Here is a 20,213-nt window from a genome sequence, read left to right on the forward strand (position 1 = left end):
GCATTTATATGAAAATACCGATGATTAATGGGTTGAGTCTGGTTAAGAACTGGCTTATCCAGTTCGTTTGGCAGGAGAACATATATATGGCACGCGTCACCGTCGAAGATTGCATCGAAAAAGTACCTAACCGCTTTCAGCTTGTTTTGTTGGCTGGTCACCGCGCTCGCATGATCCGTGCTGGTTCGGAAATGACTGTAGATCGTGATGACGATAAAGATCCTGTTGTGTCTCTACGTGAGATTGCTGGTGACGGCGTGGATCTTGACCTGGTCAAAGAAAGCTATGTTTCTGAGCTTCAAGAAGTTCGGCCTAATGAAGAGGCTGAAAAAGAAGAAGATCGTTTGGCTCTCCAGGCAGCGCCTACACGTTCAGAAGAAGATGTTATCCGTGCGTATCAAGCAGAGCTAGAGAACGCACGCGAAGACCGTTACTAAATACTAAAGTGAGGCGAAATGGCTGACGATACGTCAGAACTCCATGCCGCCTTGCGCGAACCTGGCCTACCCACAGGCAAAGGGCGTCGTTTTTTACGTCAGTATGAATTAGTAGAGCGCGTTCTCGCATACCAGCCAGACGCGGATGAAGACGCGCTCAATCGTGCATATGTATTTGCGATGGTCCGTCACGGCGCGCAAACACGCCACTCAGGTGATCCGTATTATGCTCACCCTGTATCTGTCGCGGGAATTCTTACCGACCTTAAGCTAGATTATTCAACCATTATCGCGGGCTTACTCCATGATACCGTTGAAGATACTGATGTAACGCTTGAAGAGATCGAAGAATTATTCAGTAAAGACATCGCCGAAATAGTAGATGGTGTCACGAAACTCACGCAATTAGAATCGTCGAGCCGGGCTGCTAAACAAGCAGAGAATTTTCAAAAATTCATATTAGCGACGACGAAAGATATACGTGTTCTACTCGTCAAACTCGCCGATAGACTTCACAATATGCGCACTATTCAATTTATGCCAAAGCCTGAAAGCAGGATACGCATTGCGCAAGAAACGATAGATATTTATGCGCCTTTGGCACGCCGAACAGGGTTATCTATTTTCGCTGGAGAGCTTGAAGACATCGCCTTTGCGGTCATAAACCCAGAAGCACGCGAAACTATAGAAAGACGATTGGCTGAAATGGCAGCGGATGCTGTTGAAGATGTTGAGCGCATCCAATCTGACATTGAAGTTCTAATGAGCGTAAATGGGATAAGCGGCGATATTCGGGGACGATTAAAGCGCCCCTATAGCATTTGGCGTAAACTTGAAAATAAAGCGATTTCATTCAAAGATTTAGGTGACATATTCGCTTTTCGATTAATTGTGCCATCGGTTGCAGATTGCTATCGCGCTTTGGGTATTGCCCATCAGCATTGGGCTGCGCTGTCTGGGCGATTTAAAGATTATATTTCCGTTCCCAAGCCTAATGGCTACCAATCCATACACACAACTTTTCAAGGACCCGGAAACCGGCGTGTAGAGTTGCAGATTCGTACAAAACAAATGGACGAAATCGCAGAGCGAGGAATCGCTGCTCATTGGCGGTATAAAAACAAAAATTACGGGTTCGATAAGGATGGCGCTCGTGAGGCAGGACTAGATCCAGAAGATAGTCTATTAAGCTTTGCTGATATGCTTGGACATGGTGCGGATCCAGAAGAATTTCTTGAGCATGCCAAAATGGAAATGTTCCGAGATACTGTGTTTGCGTTTACCCCGCGAGGGCGTCTTGTGAAGTTGCCAGATGGCGCAATGCCCCTAGATTTTGCCTATACGGTGCATACCGCCGTTGGGGATGAATGTGTCGGTGTTCGCATCAATGGAATTGAGCGACCGCTGCGTACATTGATTCAAAATGGTGACACAATCGAGATTATACGTGGCCCGCGAGTCGAGCCACCGGCGAATTGGCGTAGTCTTGTTGTAACGGGAAGGGCTCGCTCAGCGATACGTCGTTTGACACGAGATAAAGAGCAAGAAGAGTTTACAAAACTTGGACGGCAAAAGCTGAATTTAGGATTGCGCCGTATTGGGCTTGATCCAATTGACATTAAGTTCAGGCAAATCGCTGTCCAAAGTGGTATGGCAACAACAGAGGAACTTCTTGAAGAGCTGGGACGTGGATTTATAGACCTCAAAGAGATATTATCAAAAACCTTTCCTGAACACATTGAAAGTGAGATGCTTGAAGGGCGTCATGCAATTGACGACGATGAAACGGAGTCATTGTTATCAGGTGAAAAATTGATACCTGGTGTTGCTTTGCATCTTTCTGAATGTTGTTCACCTTTGCCCGGAGACCGTATCGTTGGCGTACAAATAGCAGGTAAGGGTGTCGATGTTCATGTGATTGATTGTCAGAGACTGATGGATTTTGATAGTCAGCCAGAAGTTTGGATGGACCTAAGCTGGCGTCCAATCGCGTCCACAGATTTTTTCGCGGTTAGTCGGATACTTATTGCTCTATCAAATCAACGAGGGTCATTGGCGACCGTTTGTAAAACAATTTCAGAGGCTAATGGTAATATTATCAATATCGCCATAAAAAACCGGAATGAAGATTTCTTTGATTTTCAGTTTGATGTTGAAGTTGAAGATAAGCGAAGATTGACGCAAATTTTGGCAGCACTTCGGGCTTTGAGTGCTGTTGAAAGCGTTGATCGTATTCGTGGCTCACTAGAACATGATAGCAAAGTCAAAAATGATTCAGACAAGGAAAAAAGCAAGTGAACACAGAAGAAGTATTAAATGAATTTCGCAAGGTGGATGCGTTACTTGAAGGACATTTTATTTTGTCTTCAGGACGCAGAAGCCCTGTGTTCTTGCAAAAAGCTTTGGTGTTTTCTCATCCTAAAACATCTGAAACACTGTGCTCTGCATTAGCGAAAAAACTGACAGAAAAATTTGGCCAGATTGATGTCGTATGTGGTCCTGCCGTAGGCGGCTTAATTCCGGGGTATGAAACAGCGCGCGCACTTGGTTGTCGTGCCATTTTTACAGAACGACAAGATGGTAAAATGACATTGCGTCGTGGCTTCGATATTAAAAAGGGTGAACGCGTGGTTGTTGTCGAAGACATTGTAACAACTGGCCTTTCAATGCATGAAACCTTTGACGCTCTAAATTTATTCGATGGTGATGTTATCGGGGGCGCATGTGTCGTTGATCGCTCCAATGGGGAAGCCGATGTTGGCTTGCCACTCGTTTCCTTAGCTGCGGTAGATTTCCCAGACTATGATGAAAATGATTTACCACCTGAGCTAATGAAAATTCCTGCAATAAAGCCAGGCAGTCGAGGATTAAAATAGATGGCATTACCTTTTGCGCGCTTGGGGGTGAATATTGACCATGTTGCAACCATCCGAAATGCGCGTGGAGGGGCGTGGCCTGATCCTGCTCGGGCTGCAAAAGCTGCTCGGGATGCGGGCGCAGATGGCATAACTATACATTTAAGAGAAGATCGCAGGCATATTCGCGATGGTGATCTTGAAGCAGTAAGTGGCGCAATGTCACTTCCTATAAATCTGGAAATGGCCACAACTGAAGAGATGCTGAAAATTGCGTTAGATTTCAAGCCTCATGCCGTTTGTTTGGTACCAGAAAAACGTGAAGAGCGCACGACTGAAGGTGGTTTGGATGTTGCACGGCTTCATAACACCGTGGCACCCTTTGTGCGACGTCTCAATGATAATGGTTCTCGAGTATCTCTCTTTATAGAACCAGACCTAGTTCAGGTTGCGGTGTCCGAAGCAATTGGCGCGCCCGTCATTGAGTTACACACCGGAAAATATGTTGAACACGTGTTTGCGGGTGAAACACAAGAAGCAGAAATTGAGCTTGAGCGCCTGAAAATTGCTGCTTCTGAAGGTAAACGTCGGGGTATTGAAGTTCACGCTGGGCATGGCCTAACTTATGATACTATTGGCCCCGTCGCGAAAATTCCTGAGATTGCCGAATTTAATATCGGGCATTTCTTAATTGGAGAGGCGATATTTGTTGGGCTTGAAACAGCGGTACGCCACATGCGCGAGTTAATTGATGAGGCGCGTGCCTGAGCATGATATTGGGCATTGGGCAGGATATGACTGACATACGGCGAATTGAAAAATCGCTGTCTAAGTTTGGTGATCGCTTTACGCAGCGTGTGTTCACGAAACAAGAGAGAGAATTAGCTGATGGTCGCAAACGGCGTGCAGATACTTATGCAAAACGTTTTGCTGCTAAAGAGGCGTGCGCTAAGGCACTTGGTAGTGGTATTTGGCGCAATGGCGTTGGGTGGCAGGATATAGGTGTCACCCGTCAGGAAAATGGTGCACCGACCCTCGAACTTTCTGGCGGTGCAAAACTATACCTTGAAAAGCTGACACCAGACGGTATGAAGGCGAATATTCATCTGACAATAACAGACGATTATCCCTACGCTCAAGCTATGGTGATTATCGAAGCTATTGCTGTGCAAGGGGCGTAAATGCCGAGACCGAATTCAAGCCATACTGGCAAACGTCGTCGAAATAGAGATCGAGTACGTCGGTCAACGCCGCCTAGATTGAACAATGATGCTAGAGCGACGATACAGGAAATTGCCGGTATCAAGTTCAAAGATGTAAGTCTTTTAGATCGCGCTTTTACGCATACGAGTGCTGTGCCGGGCGAGGCTGCGGACTGGAGTAATGAACGGCTAGAGTTTTTAGGGGACCGAGTGCTTGGTCTCGTAGCGGCTAGTCAGCTTATTACGCGTTTTGAAAAAGAGCGGGAAGGTGGATTAGCCCCGCGTTTGAATGCTTTGGTTAGTCGTGATACATGTGCGAAAATCGCTGCTGAAATTAATTTGGGGCAGTATTTGATATTGGATGCCTCTGAGAGTTCTGCTGGTGGTACAACAAAACCGTCTTTGCTTGCGAATGTTACTGAAGCTTTGATCGGTGCTATCTATCTTGATGCTGGGTTAGCAGCATCTGAACGCTTTATTGTAAAATACTGGAAAGAGTATTTTAAGACGCTCACGGATGTACCTCGTGATCCTAAATCAGCCCTTCAAGAATGGGCGCAAGGTGATGGGCGGCCAGCGCCTAACTATGAGAATATTGATCGTACAGGTCCTGATCATGCACCTGTTTTTACTGTTGAAGTGCGTGTCGAAGGTGTCAGACCTGCAAAAGGTGAAGGCTCTTCTAAGCAGGAAGCTCAAAGAGCTGCTGCAAGTGCAATGTTAAATAATGTTGGAGAAACTTCTTGAGCGATAAGCCAGAAGAATACGAAAAAGAAGATATTGAAGCTAGCCTTCAGGAACCTCGTGAAACTAGAGCTGGCTTTGTAGCCGTTATCGGTTCGCCTAATGCCGGTAAGTCCACATTGGTAAACCGGTTGGTTGGGGCAAAGGTTTCAATTGTAACGCACAAAGTGCAAACAACGCGGTTTCAAGTGCGTGGTGTGATGATGCGCGGTGATGCTCAAGTTGTCCTCGTGGATACCCCCGGAATTTTCGCGCCAAAGCACCGTTTAGATCGTGCTATGGTGAAATCTGCTTGGGATGGAGCTGAAGGTGCAGATCAAATCATTCACCTTGTTGATGCAAGTTCTCGTTCTCATAAGATTGACGATAAGGTCACGGGTGCAGACAAAAAAACGATAATTGATGATCAGCGTATCATTGATGATCTGAAGGCGTCTGGACGAAAAGCAATTCTTGCACTGAACAAAATAGACCTATTTGATCGCGAAGATCTCATACCCATTTCAAAAGAATTATTCAACGAAGGTGTGTATTCAGATGTCTTCATGATTTCCGGCCTAAGAGGCGGCGGCGTCCGCCAACTGGCGGATCACATAGCAGGGAATATGCCCGTCGGTCCTTTTTTATTTCCGGAGGATCAGGCCGCAGATATGCCTTCCCGTTTGTTGGCTGCAGAAGTAACACGTGAAAAACTTATGCTTCGTTTGCATGAGGAATTACCATATCAAATGACCGTTGAAACAGAAAATTGGGAACGTTTCAAAGATGGTTCCATTCGCGTGGATCAGATTATCTATGTTGCACGCGAAGGACACAGAAAGATTGTGCTAGGAAAAGGTGGTCGTGCGATAAAGGACATTGGTCAGCAAGCGCGGAAGGATCTTCAAGAAATCTTTGAAACGCCGATCCATTTGTTTACACGCGTGAAAGTTTCAGAAAAATGGGCTGAAAGTCGTGAGAGGTTTTCAGCCATCGGACTGGATTTTGATGTTTAACAGCCTCTCATAATTTCCTAACATTATTTGAAACGAAAATTTACGAGCATGTGCTATATTCCTTGGATACCAAAGGAGAGTGCACATGCATACGCTCGAGAAGCAGTTGTTTAGGGCTTTATGGTCTGGTGCGATATTATTTATACTTATTGTTTTAGGTTGCGCTCTTTCTGTTGCTTTAATGGTTTATTTTAAACAATATGAGCTTGGGTTAATTTTTCCGACCATTGGTGTTTTGTGTATGGTGTTTGGTGAGAAAATCCTTCGAGCCATGGAAGCCGCGGGTGGAGAAGATCCGGGTGGAGCTGGTTCGACGCTCATTAGATCAGCAGTTGTTGCTGTTGTTGTCGTCATGATTCCAACTATGTGTTGGGGGTTAGTTCTTTCAGTTTCAGGCCTTATGGTGTCTGGTATGGAAGCAGGAAATTTTCCTAAAGATGCCGCAGCATTTTCATTACTTTTTAGAAGCTAATCGTGCATTCTTGGCGACTGATTGGCTTCATGTTGTTTCCATGCTTCACGTGCCTTTGCTAATCTAATGAACCGTGCAAACGCATAGATTACGCTTTCGGTGAAGCCATTCACCCCAAAAAGAACATATCGTCTAAGAAACATTGATTTAAGGAAGGCTGTCATAGGTTCAGTTAGAAGTCTAAGAACCGATGGTTTTCGGCCTTTTTTAATCATGTCTTCTGCCTGCATGCTACTGTAACGATTGATTTTTTCAATTGCATGGTGATGAGATCGGAAACAACGGTGATTAATATGATGTTTCAATTTTCCGCTGACTTCATTTGGTTTTAGAACAACTGAATCATGCACTAATTCAGATTTAAAGCCTGCTTTTTCTCGATTGTAGAGACGAATCGGATCGTTTGAAGGAGCAAATGGGCGCGGCCCCTTATCAAATGGAAAGCATATTAATATAGGAATTTGATAGGCAGCCAGAGGTGGTTCTTGTCCACCTTCAAACATTGAAGTGATTTCCCTGCGAAGGCTATCACTAACTTCTTCGTCAGCATCAATATTTAATAGCCACTTTTGAGAGCATAGTGTTTCCCCAAAAACTTTTTGAGGACCATACCCCGCCCATTCATTAAAAACGACGTCAGCACCTGCATTACGTGACACTTCTACAGTGTCATCTGTGCTACCACTGTCTATGACGAAAACCTCTTCAACCCAATCAATAACAGATCTTATGACAGGAAGAATACGGTCGGCTTCATCTCTTGCAATAATAAAGACTGAAAGAGGGAGCTTATTCATATTCTATTTCCAATGGTTTAGGATTCTGCACGATGTTAGGTATCCTAACAGTTTCGGAATTCGACAAAAGCTATCTTATTCTGTGCCAAGTATTTTCTCTATTTTATTAATAGGCGCAATTTCAATGCGTTCAATTGGCGGAAGAGGAGGTGCGGGTTTTGCTCCATACTTATCCAGCCAAGCACTGGTTATACGAGCGCGTTTAGCAGCGTCATGCGCCAGATCAGAATAGAATAAATTATAAGGTGGTGCCAACATGCGTGCCAGACTATTTGGCGGCGTATTTAAACTTTGATTTTTTGTATGACTTACAACTAGAAAACCATTTACACACTGGCTGGATATAGCATTTTCCACTATTTCCGCTTCGTCTAATTGTAAAAGCTCGCTGGCATTTACCGATCCTCTATGAAGTTTTTCTCCAATTAACTCAGTCGTTGTATTTCCCATACTTGGATTGAAACAAATAAGTTTTGCATCTCCTGTTGGTGCGATATTGTTTGCCTCATCCCAATAAACAGCGCGTGAAAGAATGTTCTTAGTACGCGCCACATCATTTTCATTAATAGTGTTCCATGATGCGATGCATCCTGTTTGTTCATCAGTAGAGCATATTTCAAAAGGGCTATTTTTGTTTGAGTACAATTTTTCAGAAGTCGGCGATTCTATTAAATAGGTTGCAACTAAACGGTTTTGCATTTGATCTGTTTGAAATTGCTTCTTTAATAATCGCCTTGCATATAGGCCACCTTGCCCGACACCAACAAGAATAACAGCTCTACCTTGGTTTCTCGTCTCCATATAGACTTGGAAAGCTGAGTCGATGTCATCAAACGCCAGTTTAAATGCTTTTTGAGAATTTTCATTGATATTGTACTCGCCGTGAAGCGTTACCTGACGATATAATGGGGCATACACTGGCGCAAATTTTTGAAAAGGCCCTGCAAAATTGGGAAGCATTTCAGATTGCAAACGCAATTTTGAGTCAACATTGTCAATATTGGTATTCCATCCATCTGATGAGGCTGATGTCGTTCCGTGAATAAAGAAAACATCTACGCCCCAAGGAGTTTCCCAAGCTCCATCGGGCTTTGTTTCAGGATATAGTGCCCATGATCTTGGAGCTAGATAATCAGGGCGTTCGCTTTTGGGGAGAGTGAAAGACGAAATAGGCTCTATTGATTTTAAAAAGCGAGCATTGGCTCCACTCATATAAATTATCAAATAGAGCAACGTACAGAAAATAAGAAAGCCTAACAGTGTTAGAATAATCAAAAATTTTGAATTTGACGATTTGAGAGCTGTGAATTTTAAACCAGTAAAATTTTTAACCAAAAGCTCAATCCTTCAAGTGGGATATTCTAATTCTTCAAATATATACAATATATTGTAATTTAAACCATGCTAGTTGTGTAGCTATCACAATCGACGGCACGTGAATTGAGATTAAAAAAATATAAAAATACGAAGAAATGTCCATTTAATTGAATATTGCTATATTTCGGCTGCAATTATGGTGTTTTAACCAATGCTTAGGGATCGCTTTTTGAAACTTGCACAAGCAGTTCTTATATAGGTTCATAGTTTGGTTTTCGTTTAAGTCACCTCTTTGAGATGGATAGGGTAAAGCGCGTAAAATGTTCAATAAGTCTAAAAAGAACACCACAAAACAAGAAGAACATTTGTTTCATCTAAATCCAAAAAAACGAGTTGGTCCATTGGCTTGGTTGCGCTCTCGCTTCTTTACTGGAATTGTCGTAACTGCCCCGATTGCGATTACTGTTGGTCTAATTTGGGGTGTCATTACTTTCATTGATGACAAAGTAAAACCATTGATTCCCAATCAGTGGAACCCTGAAACTTACACTCAGTTTGCATTGCCTGGACTGGGGGTAATCGTTGTTTTTGTTAGTGTGTTGTTTGTCGGGATAATAGCGGCGAATTTGATTGGCCGTTCCTTAGTTGGTGCAGGTGAAGGGCTTATTGGTCGTGTTCCGCTTGTTCGTAATATATATACTGCAATAAAACAGATATTTGAAACATTGGCAGCAAGTCAGACAGATAATTTCAAAGAAGTGGTGATGCTTGAATACCCACGAAAAGGTGCATGGGCTGTCGGTTTCATAACTGCATCGGTTCGAGGCGATATGGCAAAAAAAATGCCGGGTATGGTAGGTGTATTTGTACCAACGACGCCAAATCCGACGTCGGGATTCTTAATTTACATCCGGCGTGATGATCTTGTTGTTTTGGACATGTCTGTTGAAGAGGGTGCAAAGCTCATAATATCAGCAGGTTTAGTGGTTCCAGAAGTTGGTAATTCAAAAGCAAACAAACCGCCAGTGGCATCAATAGCAGGTGATGAGAAGCTAAAGTTGACTGAAGATGAGATAAACACAGAAGACCTTGGTGTGCCGTCTGAAAAGATTTAATTTTCAGTACTTTATAGCGATATCGGTTTTAAATAATTCATTTAAAAGACTTATTGCTTCTGTCCGAGGAGGATTTGAATTTGGGCCTTCAGAAAGTAGCTGTTTCACATCGTTGCGAACAAGTTGGAACATTTCAATGTGACGAGTTAGGTCTATAATTTTAAAGTTTGGCAGTCCTGATTGTTTTAACCCTAATAGGTCCCCAGGGCCTCGTTGTTTAAAATCAGCCTCAGCAATTAGAAAACCATCTTCAGTTTCTCGCAAAGTGTTCAAACGTTTTTGACCGCTTTCAGACAAGGGCGGTTTGTATAGAAGTAAACAAGAAGAGCTTTTATCTCCACGTCCGACACGACCTCTAAGCTGATGGAGTTGAGCAAGGCCAAAGCCTTCTGCATGCTCAATAACCATTATGGTTGCTTCAGGAACGTCGATACCAACTTCAACCACTGTCGTTGCGACTAAAACACTAGCTTCGCCCGTTCGAAAAGCATCTAAGGCTGCATCTTTTTCTGCTGGTGCCATTTTGCCATGAACAAGGGCAACGGGGTGTTTTACATATTTTTGAAGTATCTCCTTACGCGCAATCACGGACGCATCTTCTGCTGTTTCAGAATCAATTGCAGGACATACCCAGAAAGCGCGTTCGCCGCGGTCTGCTGCTTTTGCAACAGCAATCATGACATCTTCAATGCGTTCTTCAGAAGCAACGCGTGTTGTGATGGGTTTCCTTTGTTGAGGTTTTTCATCCAAAATACAAGTGTCTAGGTCACCATTGATTGCGGCGGCAAGGGAACGGGGAATGGGTGTTGCACTCATCATCAACATGTGAGGAGCATTGCCTTTGGAGGTTAGTTTTAGCCTGTCTGCTACACCAAAACGATGCTGTTCATCGATGATTACCAAGCCTAGATTTGGAAGTTGAACATCCGTTTGGAATAAAGCTTGAGTGCCTGAAAGACAGTGTATTTCCCCAGCGGCAACTGCATCTAATAGTTCTTTTCGGCGTTTTTTGCTATCTCTTCCGGTAAGGGCTTCGCAGCGATAACCGATTGGTTTTAAAAAGTTTTGTAAGGCAGTAGCCTGTTGACGGGCAAGGACTTCAGTAGGTGACATAAAAGCCGAAAATTGACCTGAAGCAGCTGCCTGAGCAATGGCAAGCGCGGCCACGAGTGTTTTCCCTGTTCCAACATCTCCTTGCAGCATACGGCGCATTGGAAGCTCACGTGCGAGGTCAGTTTGGATGTCTTTAAATGCACGCAATTGTGCGTGCGTTGGTGAGAATTTGAGGGCTTCGAGTAGGTTATTTGTTGCGTGAGTGTGTCGGGGGATGGGAGTTGCTGGTGTTTTTTGGCGATTGAGGCGAATTTCATTCAGTGCGAATTCACGAGCAAGGGCTTCATCATATGCCAGCCGTTCATGTGCAAGATTTAGAGCTGGTTGATCTAATGTTTCAGGTTGATGGAGTTGCTTGAGCGCATCTACAAAACTTGGCCATTTTTTTTGTTCAAGGAAAGCTTGATCAATCCACTCAGGTAATTGAGGAAGGTTTTCTAATGACGCCGAAATAGCTTTTTGGAGCAGACGGGAAGTTACACCTGCAGTCAGGCGATACACAGGCTCCACTTCAGGTGGTTCTTCTCCCTTTGCTGGATTGCAGACATGATCAGGGTGCACCATTTGTCTCTGGCCGTTAAAGTCTTCGATCAGCCCAGACACGATCATTTCCTGGTTCATTGGAAACTGTTTTTGCAACCAAGCAGGTTGTGCGCGAAAGAAAACCAGCGTCAAGAAACCAGTATCGTCTAACAAGCGAACACGGGTTGGTGCATTACCTTGTCCAGCAAAGACAGAATCAACAACACCGCGTACTGTTGCGATTTCACCAACAATTGTTTCAAAGAATGAATCGCGGACACTTCTGTCAATCCAATTAATCGGCAAATGCAGCAATAGATTCAATACCGTATCACCGCCAACCAGCCTTTGGAGGAGTGGAGCAGTTTTAGGACCAATGCCAGGAAGGCTTTTGAGGTCCTTAAAGAATGGAAAGAGGATTTCTGGTCTCATAAATAAATTCACGGTATTGCGACGCATACGACCTGACAATTACCTCAAACATGCCTATGTGTCTTTATTCGAATTTAGGAGATGATGAACATGGACGCCCGCAGACGTAAACTCCTCTTTAGAGCCAACCATCGTGGTTTCAAAGAAATGGACATGATGATGGGTGAATTTGCAGGTAAGCATCTCGATCAAATGGATGAAAAAGCGCTGGATGAATTCGAGCGACTTCTCGATACTGACGACCAAGATGTTTATGGCTGGATTATTGGTCGCGAGCAGGAACCTGAAATGCTGCAAGGTAAAGTCATGGATATGCTGAAAGCATTCGATTTACCCACTCATATGAAAGAGAAAGGACTGCTTTAGCAGTTCATAAAAAGAGACCACGAATATAATGAAAGTTTGGGATACGATTGCAGGGCTAAAAGCGCCCATCGACGCGTATGAATCTCCATTTGGAGCGGACGTGCGTGTGTTTGTTGAAGCTATCAATAAACGCAAAGGCGTTGGCGTGTATGTTGCGCGTGATGAACGCCAAGCTCTGCAAGTGTTATCAATAGCAAAATTCTTCCAGCCACATATGGCAATGATCAATTTTCCGGCTTGGGATTGTCTGCCTTATGATCGCGTTAGCCCAACGGCGCACATTTCGGCTATGCGCTGTTCTGCGCTTGCAAGATTATCTCACAGAGATCCTAAAGAGAAAATTCTTGTCGTCACGACCGCTCATGCGCTTGTTCAGCGAGTTGCACCTGTTACCAAAATGGCAGAAGCCAGTTTTGCTGCCGGGATAGGCGCTGATGTTGATCAGCAAGCACTACAGGATTATCTGACGATTAATGGTTATACGCGAACCGACATCGTTCGTGAGCCGGGTGAATATGCCATTCGCGGTGGTATTGTCGATATATATCCGCCGGATAGAATTGAGCCGGTGAGGTTGGATTTTTTTGGAGATAATCTTGAATCTATCCGCTCTTTTGATGCTGAAAGCCAACGGTCTACAAACGATCTTAAAGAAATAGCTTTCGCACCAGTCAGTGAAATCTTCTTCACAGATGAAGCGCTTACTTTATTTCGTCGAAATTATCTTGAGAGCTTTGGGCCACCAGGTGGTGACCCTAGTTATGAAGCTGCACGCGCTAAAATACGCAGGCAGGGTATAGACCAGTGGCTTCCTCTTTTTCACGAAAAGCTGGAAACGCTTTTAGAATATGCCGGTAATGATGCGCTGTTAGGGTTTGATAATCAGGCTGAAACAGTAGGGTTGGATAGGATTGCACAAGCTAAAGATTATTTTGAAACCCGCGTTCATGCTGCTGGCGGTGATGTCATGGATGCCAAAGTATTGGCTCCTGACAAGCTTTATCTTTCCAAAGACGAATTTGAATTAACGCGATCTTCAGGTGCGGTGGTTCGTTTTCATCCTTCTGAAAATCCAGGAAAGAAGGATGTTCTATTTGTCGGTGCTCGCGCAGGCAAAGATTTTGCGGTTGAACGGTCCAATCCAGAAGCCAATGTTTTTGATGCAGCAGTGAGTTTAGCAAAAGAACATTTAGCCAATAAACGAAAAGTGGTGTTTGCAGCTTGGTCAGCGGGATCAGCAGATCGTTTGAAAACTGTTCTGTCAGATCATGGATTGCCAGAGGTGCGGAGCGCTGAAGATTGGTCAGCAGCGAAAGCTGCAAATGCACCTGTCATCGTTGAAACGTCCATGGAATCTGGTTTTACGTTTTCTGACTTAGCTGTCATCGCCGAGCAAGATATGCTGGGTGATAAGCTGGCAAGACCACGCAAACGTAAGAGGAAAACGGCTAGTTATATTGCAGAAGCGGCCGCTTTGTCTCCCGGTGATATGATTGTTCATATTGATCATGGTGTGGGTCGGTATGAGGGTCTTCAGACTGTTGATGTTGGATCAGCCCCGCATGACTGTTTAGAGCTAGTTTATGCCGGTGGCGATAAGATTCTTTTACCCGTTGAAAACATAGAGTTGATCAGCCGTTACGGTGCAGATTCCGGTGAAGGATCGATGGATAAGCTGGGCGGCGCGGGATGGCAGTCTCGCAAAGCTAAAGCTAAGAAAAATATAATGGAAATGGCAGGCGACCTTATTCGCATTGCCGCAGAACGCGAAATGAGAAAAGCGGAGAAAACTGCTGATGCAGATGGTCTGTTTGATGAGTTTTGTGCACGTTTTCCATATGAAGAAACGGATGATCAACTTAATGCTATAGAAGATTGTCTGAGTGATTTAGCATCGGGTAAGCCGATGGATCGCTTAGTTTGTGGGGATGTCGGCTTTGGTAAAACTGAAGTCGCGCTTCGCACAGCTTTTGTTGCGGCAATGAGCGGGATGCAGGTCGCTATTATCGCGCCGACAACACTATTGGCACGTCAGCATTATAGAACGTTCAAAGAGCGGTTTGAGGGGTGGCCAATCAAGGTGCGGCAGCTCTCGCGGTTTGTATCGGCAAAAGAGCAAACCACGACACGCGAAATGCTTGCAAGCGGTGACGCAGATGTTGTTGTGGGCACACATGCAGTGATTTCAAAACAAGTAAAATTCAAGCGTCTTGGCTTGCTGGTTGTAGACGAAGAACAGCGTTTTGGGGTTAAGCATAAAGAGCGCATGAAGGAGATGAAAGCCGATATTCATGTGCTAACTCTTTCTGCAACGCCTATTCCTAGAACACTGCAATTGGCGCTTACGGGTATTCGTGATCTATCCATTATCGCCACGCCGCCAATCGATCGATTATCAGTGCGTACATATACGGTTGAGTTTGATCCGGTGACTGTGCGGGAAGCTTTACTGAGAGAACGTTATCGAGGTGGTCAATCGTATTTTATTGCGCCTCGTGTGTCTGATCTGCCATTCCTTGAGCGTTTTCTACGTGAGCAAGTTCCAGAAGTGTCGTTCTTGTCTGCGCATGGACAAATGGCATCGGGCCAACTTGAAGACATTATGAATGATTTTTATGATGGTAAAGCCGATGTTCTTCTTGCAACAACGATTGTGGAATCTGGCTTAGATATTCCGCGTGCCAACACTATCGTTATCCATAGAGCTGACAAATTTGGTTTGGCTCAGCTTTACCAACTTCGTGGTCGTGTAGGGCGCTCTAAACTTCGTGCGTATGCCTATATGACGACGAAAAAAGACATGGTGCTTTCAGAGACAGCTGAAAAACGCCTAAAAGTGTTGCAATCGCTTGATAGTCTTGGCGCTGGTTTCATGCTGGCTAGCCATGATCTAGATATGCGGGGCGGGGGTAACCTGCTGGGGGATGCACAATCGGGACATGTGCGCGAGGTGGGTGTTGAGCTGTATCAACAAATGCTGGAAGATGCTGTAAATGCGCTTAAAACAGGTGAAGTAGAACCATCTGATGATTGGTCACCAATGATTGATCTTGGCGCTGCTGTTCTTATCCCTGATTATTATGTGGCTGATCTGACTGAACGTCTATCATTGTATCGTCGTTTGTCTGATCTTGAAACTGAGGAAGAGCGTGAAAGCTTTGCAGCCGAATTGATTGACCGATTTGGTGAACTTCCAGATGAAACCAAGCAATTGCTTGAGGTCACTGCTGTTAAAAATATGTGTAAAGAGCTTGGCATTTCCAAGCTCACGTCTGGCCCTAAAGGTGCAGTCATTACATTCCGTGATAAACCGCCGATAGATCCTGCACAATTAATTGCTTGGGTTCATACACGGCCAAGCATGATGAAGCTACGGCCGGATATGAAGCTTGTTATCAACGGAACTTGGCCAAATGCCGAACATCGATTGAAGGCTGTGAAAGGTGTTTTAAGAGAATTAGACAGTGCGGCGAAAGATTCAGATTAGAAAATGAGAAGCGTTTAGGCAGCTGCGTGTCCTTTGTCATTTTGCGTATTTGATAGCGCATCGGATAATAGCTGGTTGGCTGATTGCTCTGGATTTAACTCTGTTACTTTCCAGCTAATGGTAACTTGTCTGGCCGGTTGGTTGAGTTCACTTTCAAATGCAGTTGCATCGAGAACACCTTCTATTCGCCGTGCCGCATAACTTGCAGTTTGTTTCGTTGAGCCGGGCATAGAGATGGCGAGTGTTGAGTCATTTAAGCGAGTTGGTGCATCTTGCACTCTCAATAATGTGCGCACAACGCTGGCAGTGTAGGCTAAATCTCTGATATCAGCTTTATCATCTGCTCCTAAGACATCTATAATTAGGACAGTAAGCGGTTGGTTGAAGTCAAGTGACCACTCTATTTGACGGTCAAGATGATCTTCAAAGAAGTTTCTGGTGAACAGGCCAGTTTCCGCATCAGTAATGCTTGATTGAGGTGCTAAGAATTCTTTTGCCGACGGTGCTTGGTTTGAAGTAAGTTCAAGCAATTGGTCTGAAATAGCCTCTAGCGAAGAGTTGTCATCAATAATATCTGCGGCACTTTCAATGATGTGCTCACTAGGAATATAGTCTGACTTACCAAGCGCGAGTATGGGCATTTCTGCAAGGTTAGAACTGCGCTGGACCATTGCACAGAAATTATCAGGCCGAATTGATGTAGCACTTACATCCAGCAAAACAGCAGCAAATTTATGGTCATGTAGATAGTCAAAAGCCGTGTATGCGCTGAAAGCTGCTATGATGTTGACCCCAAGTGTTTCCAGGTGATTTTTAAGGGACATGAAACGCGTGGAAGCTTCACCAACGTAGAGGACGTCATAGTTCTTATCTTCCGCTTGGGTAGTAAAGATACAACCATAACGTTTGTAACTCTCGCGTCTTAACTCTATTTCTGCGCGTCGAGCCGCAGTACGGTGAGCAAAATGGAAGCGGGATCTGGCTAATTTTAACGCGTTGTCTGAACTCAATCGAACATCTGCACGTTTAGGTGTTTCTGCTCCGCACGGAAATTTGCCAAGAGTTACAATTAGACTACTAGAAAAGCGGCTTTCACACGTGTATTGAATAACTTCTTCAACGAGAGCAGGGCGGCACGTTGTTAAGTCGATAAGGAATATATCGACCATATTTGAAAATTCCCCAGAATGTGCATCAAGCTGCAAATCTGCAAGGGTTTTACAAATGGTTTGTGAGCGGTCGTGGTCACCACATATGACTGAAATTTTGAGCTGATTTGAAAATTCACTTCGAGCCATAGATATTCATCCCGCTTCAGAGGTACTGAAGCTGTAAGATGACTTATTTACCTTTAGGGTTGTTTAGACAAAGTTGATTTATTTCAATAAAATTTGATGTAAATTTTACGCAATTTATGATGTAAGTAATTATTTTATAAGTATTTTTATTTTTTTGTGTGGTTTGATGAATAGAGTGTGAATTGTGAAGTCAAATAGAATTCATTCCAATAATATAAAATAGAAACACGACCAAAAAGGCTTTTAAGTCCCTCTAGAGCTGACGTGGTCAAATTATTCTTTACTGAACCGGCGTTTTCAAAACGTCGGTTTTTTTTTGAGGACTTTTTAGATTAATCAGGAAAGTAGCGACATATGCGCCTTGAGAGTATGCAAATCCCTCTTAGGATAAACTAGGATCACTTTCCAGTGTAATACGGTTTCTACCAGTTTGCTTTGAGTGGTAGAGGCAATGGTCGGCCCGTTCTATCAAGTTTGAAGCGCCTTCACCGGAACGATAATTTGCGATGCCAAAAGACACTGTTACCTGCCCAAGAGGTTCACCCGTGGATCTGCGGATTAATTTTTTAGATTCAATGGTTTTGCGAACACTTTCAGCAAATTCGAAAGCTGTATCGAGAATTGTTCTTGGCATAATGATAGCAAATTCTTCACCACCATAACGTGCCACCAATGATTCGTTTACTGCTTTTTGCGCCAATGAATTGGCGACAAACCTTATAACTTGGTCACCGGTTTGATGGCCCCACGTGTCATTGAAATTTTTGAAAAAATCGATATCGCATATGATGAGGCATAAATCTGAACCGCTTTCCAAGCTTTCATTGATGCGTCTTTGCAGAACTTCATCAAATTGCTTACGATTAGCAACACCTGTGAGACCGTCTGTTAGTGCTTCTGCGCGTGCTGCTTGAAGAGATGTCCGCAGCATTTCTATTTCACGAGTCGATCTCAAGAGTTGGCGGTTCAAATTGTGATTTATATCGGACATTTCAAGCGTTGATTCAGATAACACTGAAACAATTCGGTTAAGTGCATCCGTAGATAAATCTGATTTTGAAAGCGTTTTGGCAGCTTTATCTAGTGTAACGCCATACTCTTCAGTTGTGTTACCTGCGCTCTTTAAAGCTTCAACGGCATCTGCGATTTCTTTCGCAATTTTTGTGCCTGTCTCCATAACTTGAGATGAAAGCTGGGTGGCCCCAAAGAAACGGTTGTGTAGTTTTTCTAATTCAATGTCAGTTATGGGGAGTCCATTAGAGAGTTTTTTATCAATCTCTCGAGTTAAATCAGGAGCCCATCCTCGAATGTAGTTTAACCAGATTTCGTAGTTTTGAGGCGTTGCGCACAGTTTATATTCACCGATTTTATCAACGGCTGCATGACCAGTTTCTACACCATTGGGTCCTGTGAGTTGTTCATACATTGGATCGGATCCCTAGAATCAAGGCTTTTCTCTTATTGCCAGCCACAATGATTGATAAGTGTAAATATTGATTAACCGCCGAACAATAATTGTCTATGAATTTGCTAAATAAGTACAGACAGAATTAATTATACCTAGCTAGTCGATGTTGTATCCACGGGACGGAGCAAGAAAGCGGGAATGTGATCTCCCATGCCTTTGAATGAAGGGCCTAAATCGTCATGACCGCGACGGTTCGTTTTTTTCTTTTTGTCAGCTCGATCATTTGCGTTTTTAGAAGCCATATTTTCTGACTGTTCAACAGAAGTAGATTCAACTTTTTCTACATTCGGAGTGTCATCATGCTTTTTGGTGTGACGATTGCGGCGTTTCGAGTTTTTGTTTTCATTCTTATTGTTCTGTTTACGCTCAGGTCTTGAAGATACTTCTTCAATAGACTTTTTTATTGCGTCATTAGTAAACTCTTCGACGTCCTTGCTGATCCGTTTTACAACTGCATCCCAAAGCTTTTGATCACGTGGTGATACGATTGTGTAACTTTCACCTGTGCGACCTGCGCGCCCAGTACGTCCAATTCGGTGTACATAATCGTCTGAGTTTGGCGGAGGAGCATAGTTAAACACATGCCCTACATCAGGAATATCCAAACCACGTGCAGCAACATCAGAAGCGACCAACAACGTTAGGTCTCCATTTTTGAATTTTTCTAATGTTTCCATCCGATAAGATTGAGATAGGTCTCCATGGATTGGAGCTGCATCAAAACCGTGCGCATTCAAGGATTTTGCAACGATGTCGACTTCTCTCTTTCTGTTGCAAAAAACAATGCCGTTTTTAACTTCGCAGCTGGCGATTATCGCCCGTAAAATCCCGCGCTTGATTTCATCTTTGTCGCTCGGGGACTTTGTAACGTGTTGTGTAATAAGCTCAGCCGTCTGAGCAGGGCGAGCGACCTCAATCTGCTTTGGATCATTTTGAAATTGTTTGGTGAGCTTTGCTATTTCAGGAGGCATCGTAGCTGAAAACAAAAGAGTTTGCCGACGCGGAGGTAGCAGTTTACATATTTTTTCAATGTCTGGAATGAATCCCATATCGAGCATTCTGTCTGCTTCATCAATAACCAGCATTTGCACACCAGTCATAAGCAAGCGGCCACGTTCGAAATGGTCCATTAAGCGACCTGGCGTCGCTATCAGAACATCAACACCAGCAGTTAATTTTTTATCTTGATCCGCGAAGGATACGCCGCCAATCAGTAGGGCCATATTCAGCTTGTGATTGACGCCGTATTTTTCAAAATTATCCGCAACTTGCGCAGCAAGTTCTCTAGTGGGCTCTAGGATAAGGGTTCTTGGCATTCTAGCTTTCGCTCGACCTTGTCCTAGTTTATGGATCATCGGTAGGACAAATGCAGCGGTTTTCCCTGTTCCAGTTTGCGCGATTCCAGTTACATCACGACCTTGGATAATGGCCGGTATAGCTTGTGCTTGAATAGGAGTTGGTTCAGTGTAGCCTGTTTCCTTTACAGCACTAAGCACGCGAGGATCTAAGTCCAAATCATCAAATGTCATATGGTCTTCATGTTCGATCGTTTTTTTACGATCGGCCTTTTAATTGCGCATGCTTCATATTTTA

Annotated in this window: 17 protein-coding genes; 11 read left to right on the forward strand and 6 right to left on the reverse strand. The window is 44.0% G+C overall.

Annotated elements, in window-relative coordinates:
• Window positions 1-86: 86 nt before the first annotated feature.
• From rpoZ to HBAL_RS07885, 8 genes are all read left to right on the forward strand, one after another.
• On the forward strand, window positions 87-437 hold the full coding sequence (rpoZ, locus tag HBAL_RS07850; protein WP_015827405.1) for a DNA-directed RNA polymerase subunit omega: 351 nt from the start codon (window positions 87-89) through the stop codon (window positions 435-437).
• An 18-nt stretch (window positions 438-455) separates the two neighbouring features.
• On the forward strand, window positions 456-2,735 hold the full coding sequence (locus HBAL_RS07855) for a RelA/SpoT family protein (protein ID WP_015827406.1): 2,280 nt from the start codon (window positions 456-458) through the stop codon (window positions 2,733-2,735).
• Window positions 2,732-3,313, forward strand: coding sequence for an orotate phosphoribosyltransferase (pyrE, locus tag HBAL_RS07860; protein ID WP_015827407.1), 582 nt, complete (start codon window positions 2,732-2,734; stop codon window positions 3,311-3,313). The genes HBAL_RS07855 and pyrE overlap by 4 nt, the downstream gene beginning before the upstream one ends.
• Window positions 3,314-4,060 carry a pyridoxine 5'-phosphate synthase gene (locus tag HBAL_RS07865; RefSeq protein WP_015827408.1) on the forward strand — a complete coding sequence of 249 codons (747 nt, stop codon included), beginning with the start codon at window positions 3,314-3,316 and terminating at the stop codon, window positions 4,058-4,060.
• 2 nt (window positions 4,061-4,062) lie between these two features.
• On the forward strand, window positions 4,063-4,473 hold the full coding sequence (gene acpS / locus HBAL_RS07870) for a holo-ACP synthase (protein ID WP_015827409.1): 411 nt from the start codon (window positions 4,063-4,065) through the stop codon (window positions 4,471-4,473).
• A complete protein-coding gene (rnc, locus tag HBAL_RS07875; RefSeq protein ID WP_015827410.1) occupies window positions 4,474-5,241 on the forward strand; it encodes a ribonuclease III in 768 nt (255 codons plus the stop codon).
• Window positions 5,238-6,233, forward strand: a complete 996-nt coding sequence (gene era / locus HBAL_RS07880) for a GTPase Era (RefSeq protein WP_015827411.1) — start codon at window positions 5,238-5,240, stop codon at window positions 6,231-6,233. The genes rnc and era overlap by 4 nt, the downstream gene beginning before the upstream one ends.
• An 85-nt stretch (window positions 6,234-6,318) precedes the next feature.
• A complete protein-coding gene (locus tag HBAL_RS07885) occupies window positions 6,319-6,705 on the forward strand; it encodes a hypothetical protein (RefSeq protein WP_015827412.1) in 387 nt (128 codons plus the stop codon).
• Here HBAL_RS07885 and HBAL_RS07890 read toward each other — a convergent pair.
• The gene (locus HBAL_RS07890; protein ID WP_015827413.1) at window positions 6,702-7,502 is read right to left on the reverse strand and encodes a glycosyltransferase family 2 protein; all 801 of its coding nucleotides are present in this window, start codon (window positions 7,500-7,502) and stop codon (window positions 6,702-6,704) included. The genes HBAL_RS07885 and HBAL_RS07890 overlap by 4 nt on opposite strands.
• Before the next feature lie 75 nt (window positions 7,503-7,577).
• On the reverse strand, window positions 7,578-8,714 hold the full coding sequence (locus tag HBAL_RS07895; protein ID WP_149037385.1) for a DUF3089 domain-containing protein: 1,137 nt from the start codon (window positions 8,712-8,714) through the stop codon (window positions 7,578-7,580).
• A gap of 425 nt (window positions 8,715-9,139) precedes the next feature.
• Between HBAL_RS07895 and HBAL_RS07900 the strand changes: the two genes are divergently transcribed.
• A complete protein-coding gene (locus HBAL_RS07900; RefSeq protein ID WP_015827415.1) occupies window positions 9,140-9,934 on the forward strand; it encodes a DUF502 domain-containing protein in 795 nt (264 codons plus the stop codon).
• Window positions 9,935-9,937: 3 nt separating this feature from the next.
• On the opposite strand, the gene recG is transcribed toward HBAL_RS07900, so the two are convergent.
• Window positions 9,938-12,001 (reverse strand): ATP-dependent DNA helicase RecG, encoded by a 2,064-nt coding sequence (recG, locus tag HBAL_RS07905; protein ID WP_015827416.1) that lies wholly within the window; start codon window positions 11,999-12,001, stop codon window positions 9,938-9,940.
• A gap of 90 nt (window positions 12,002-12,091) precedes the next feature.
• Between recG and HBAL_RS07910 the strand changes: the two genes are divergently transcribed.
• Both HBAL_RS07910 and mfd read left to right on the forward strand, forming a co-directional pair.
• On the forward strand, window positions 12,092-12,367 hold the full coding sequence (locus HBAL_RS07910) for a succinate dehydrogenase assembly factor 2 (protein WP_015827417.1): 276 nt from the start codon (window positions 12,092-12,094) through the stop codon (window positions 12,365-12,367).
• 28 nt (window positions 12,368-12,395) lie between these two features.
• On the forward strand, window positions 12,396-15,854 hold the full coding sequence (gene mfd, locus HBAL_RS07915) for a transcription-repair coupling factor (protein WP_015827418.1): 3,459 nt from the start codon (window positions 12,396-12,398) through the stop codon (window positions 15,852-15,854).
• A gap of 14 nt (window positions 15,855-15,868) precedes the next feature.
• On the opposite strand, the gene HBAL_RS07920 is transcribed toward mfd, so the two are convergent.
• The 3 genes from HBAL_RS07920 to HBAL_RS07930 all read right to left on the reverse strand — a co-directional run bounded on the left by HBAL_RS07920 (window position 15,869) and on the right by HBAL_RS07930 (window position 20,149).
• Window positions 15,869-17,152, reverse strand: a complete 1,284-nt coding sequence (locus tag HBAL_RS07920; RefSeq protein ID WP_015827419.1) for a GGDEF domain-containing protein — start codon at window positions 17,150-17,152, stop codon at window positions 15,869-15,871.
• 382 nt (window positions 17,153-17,534) lie between these two features.
• Window positions 17,535-18,578, reverse strand: coding sequence for a GGDEF domain-containing protein (locus tag HBAL_RS07925; RefSeq protein ID WP_015827420.1), 1,044 nt, complete (start codon window positions 18,576-18,578; stop codon window positions 17,535-17,537).
• A 134-nt stretch (window positions 18,579-18,712) separates the two neighbouring features.
• Complete coding sequence (locus HBAL_RS07930) at window positions 18,713-20,149, reverse strand: DEAD/DEAH box helicase (protein ID WP_015827421.1); 1,437 nt, start codon at window positions 20,147-20,149, stop codon at window positions 18,713-18,715.
• Window positions 20,150-20,213 lie beyond the last annotated feature (64 nt).

The organism is Hirschia baltica ATCC 49814 (assembly GCF_000023785.1).
Taxonomy (GTDB): domain Bacteria; phylum Pseudomonadota; class Alphaproteobacteria; order Caulobacterales; family Hyphomonadaceae; genus Hirschia; species Hirschia baltica.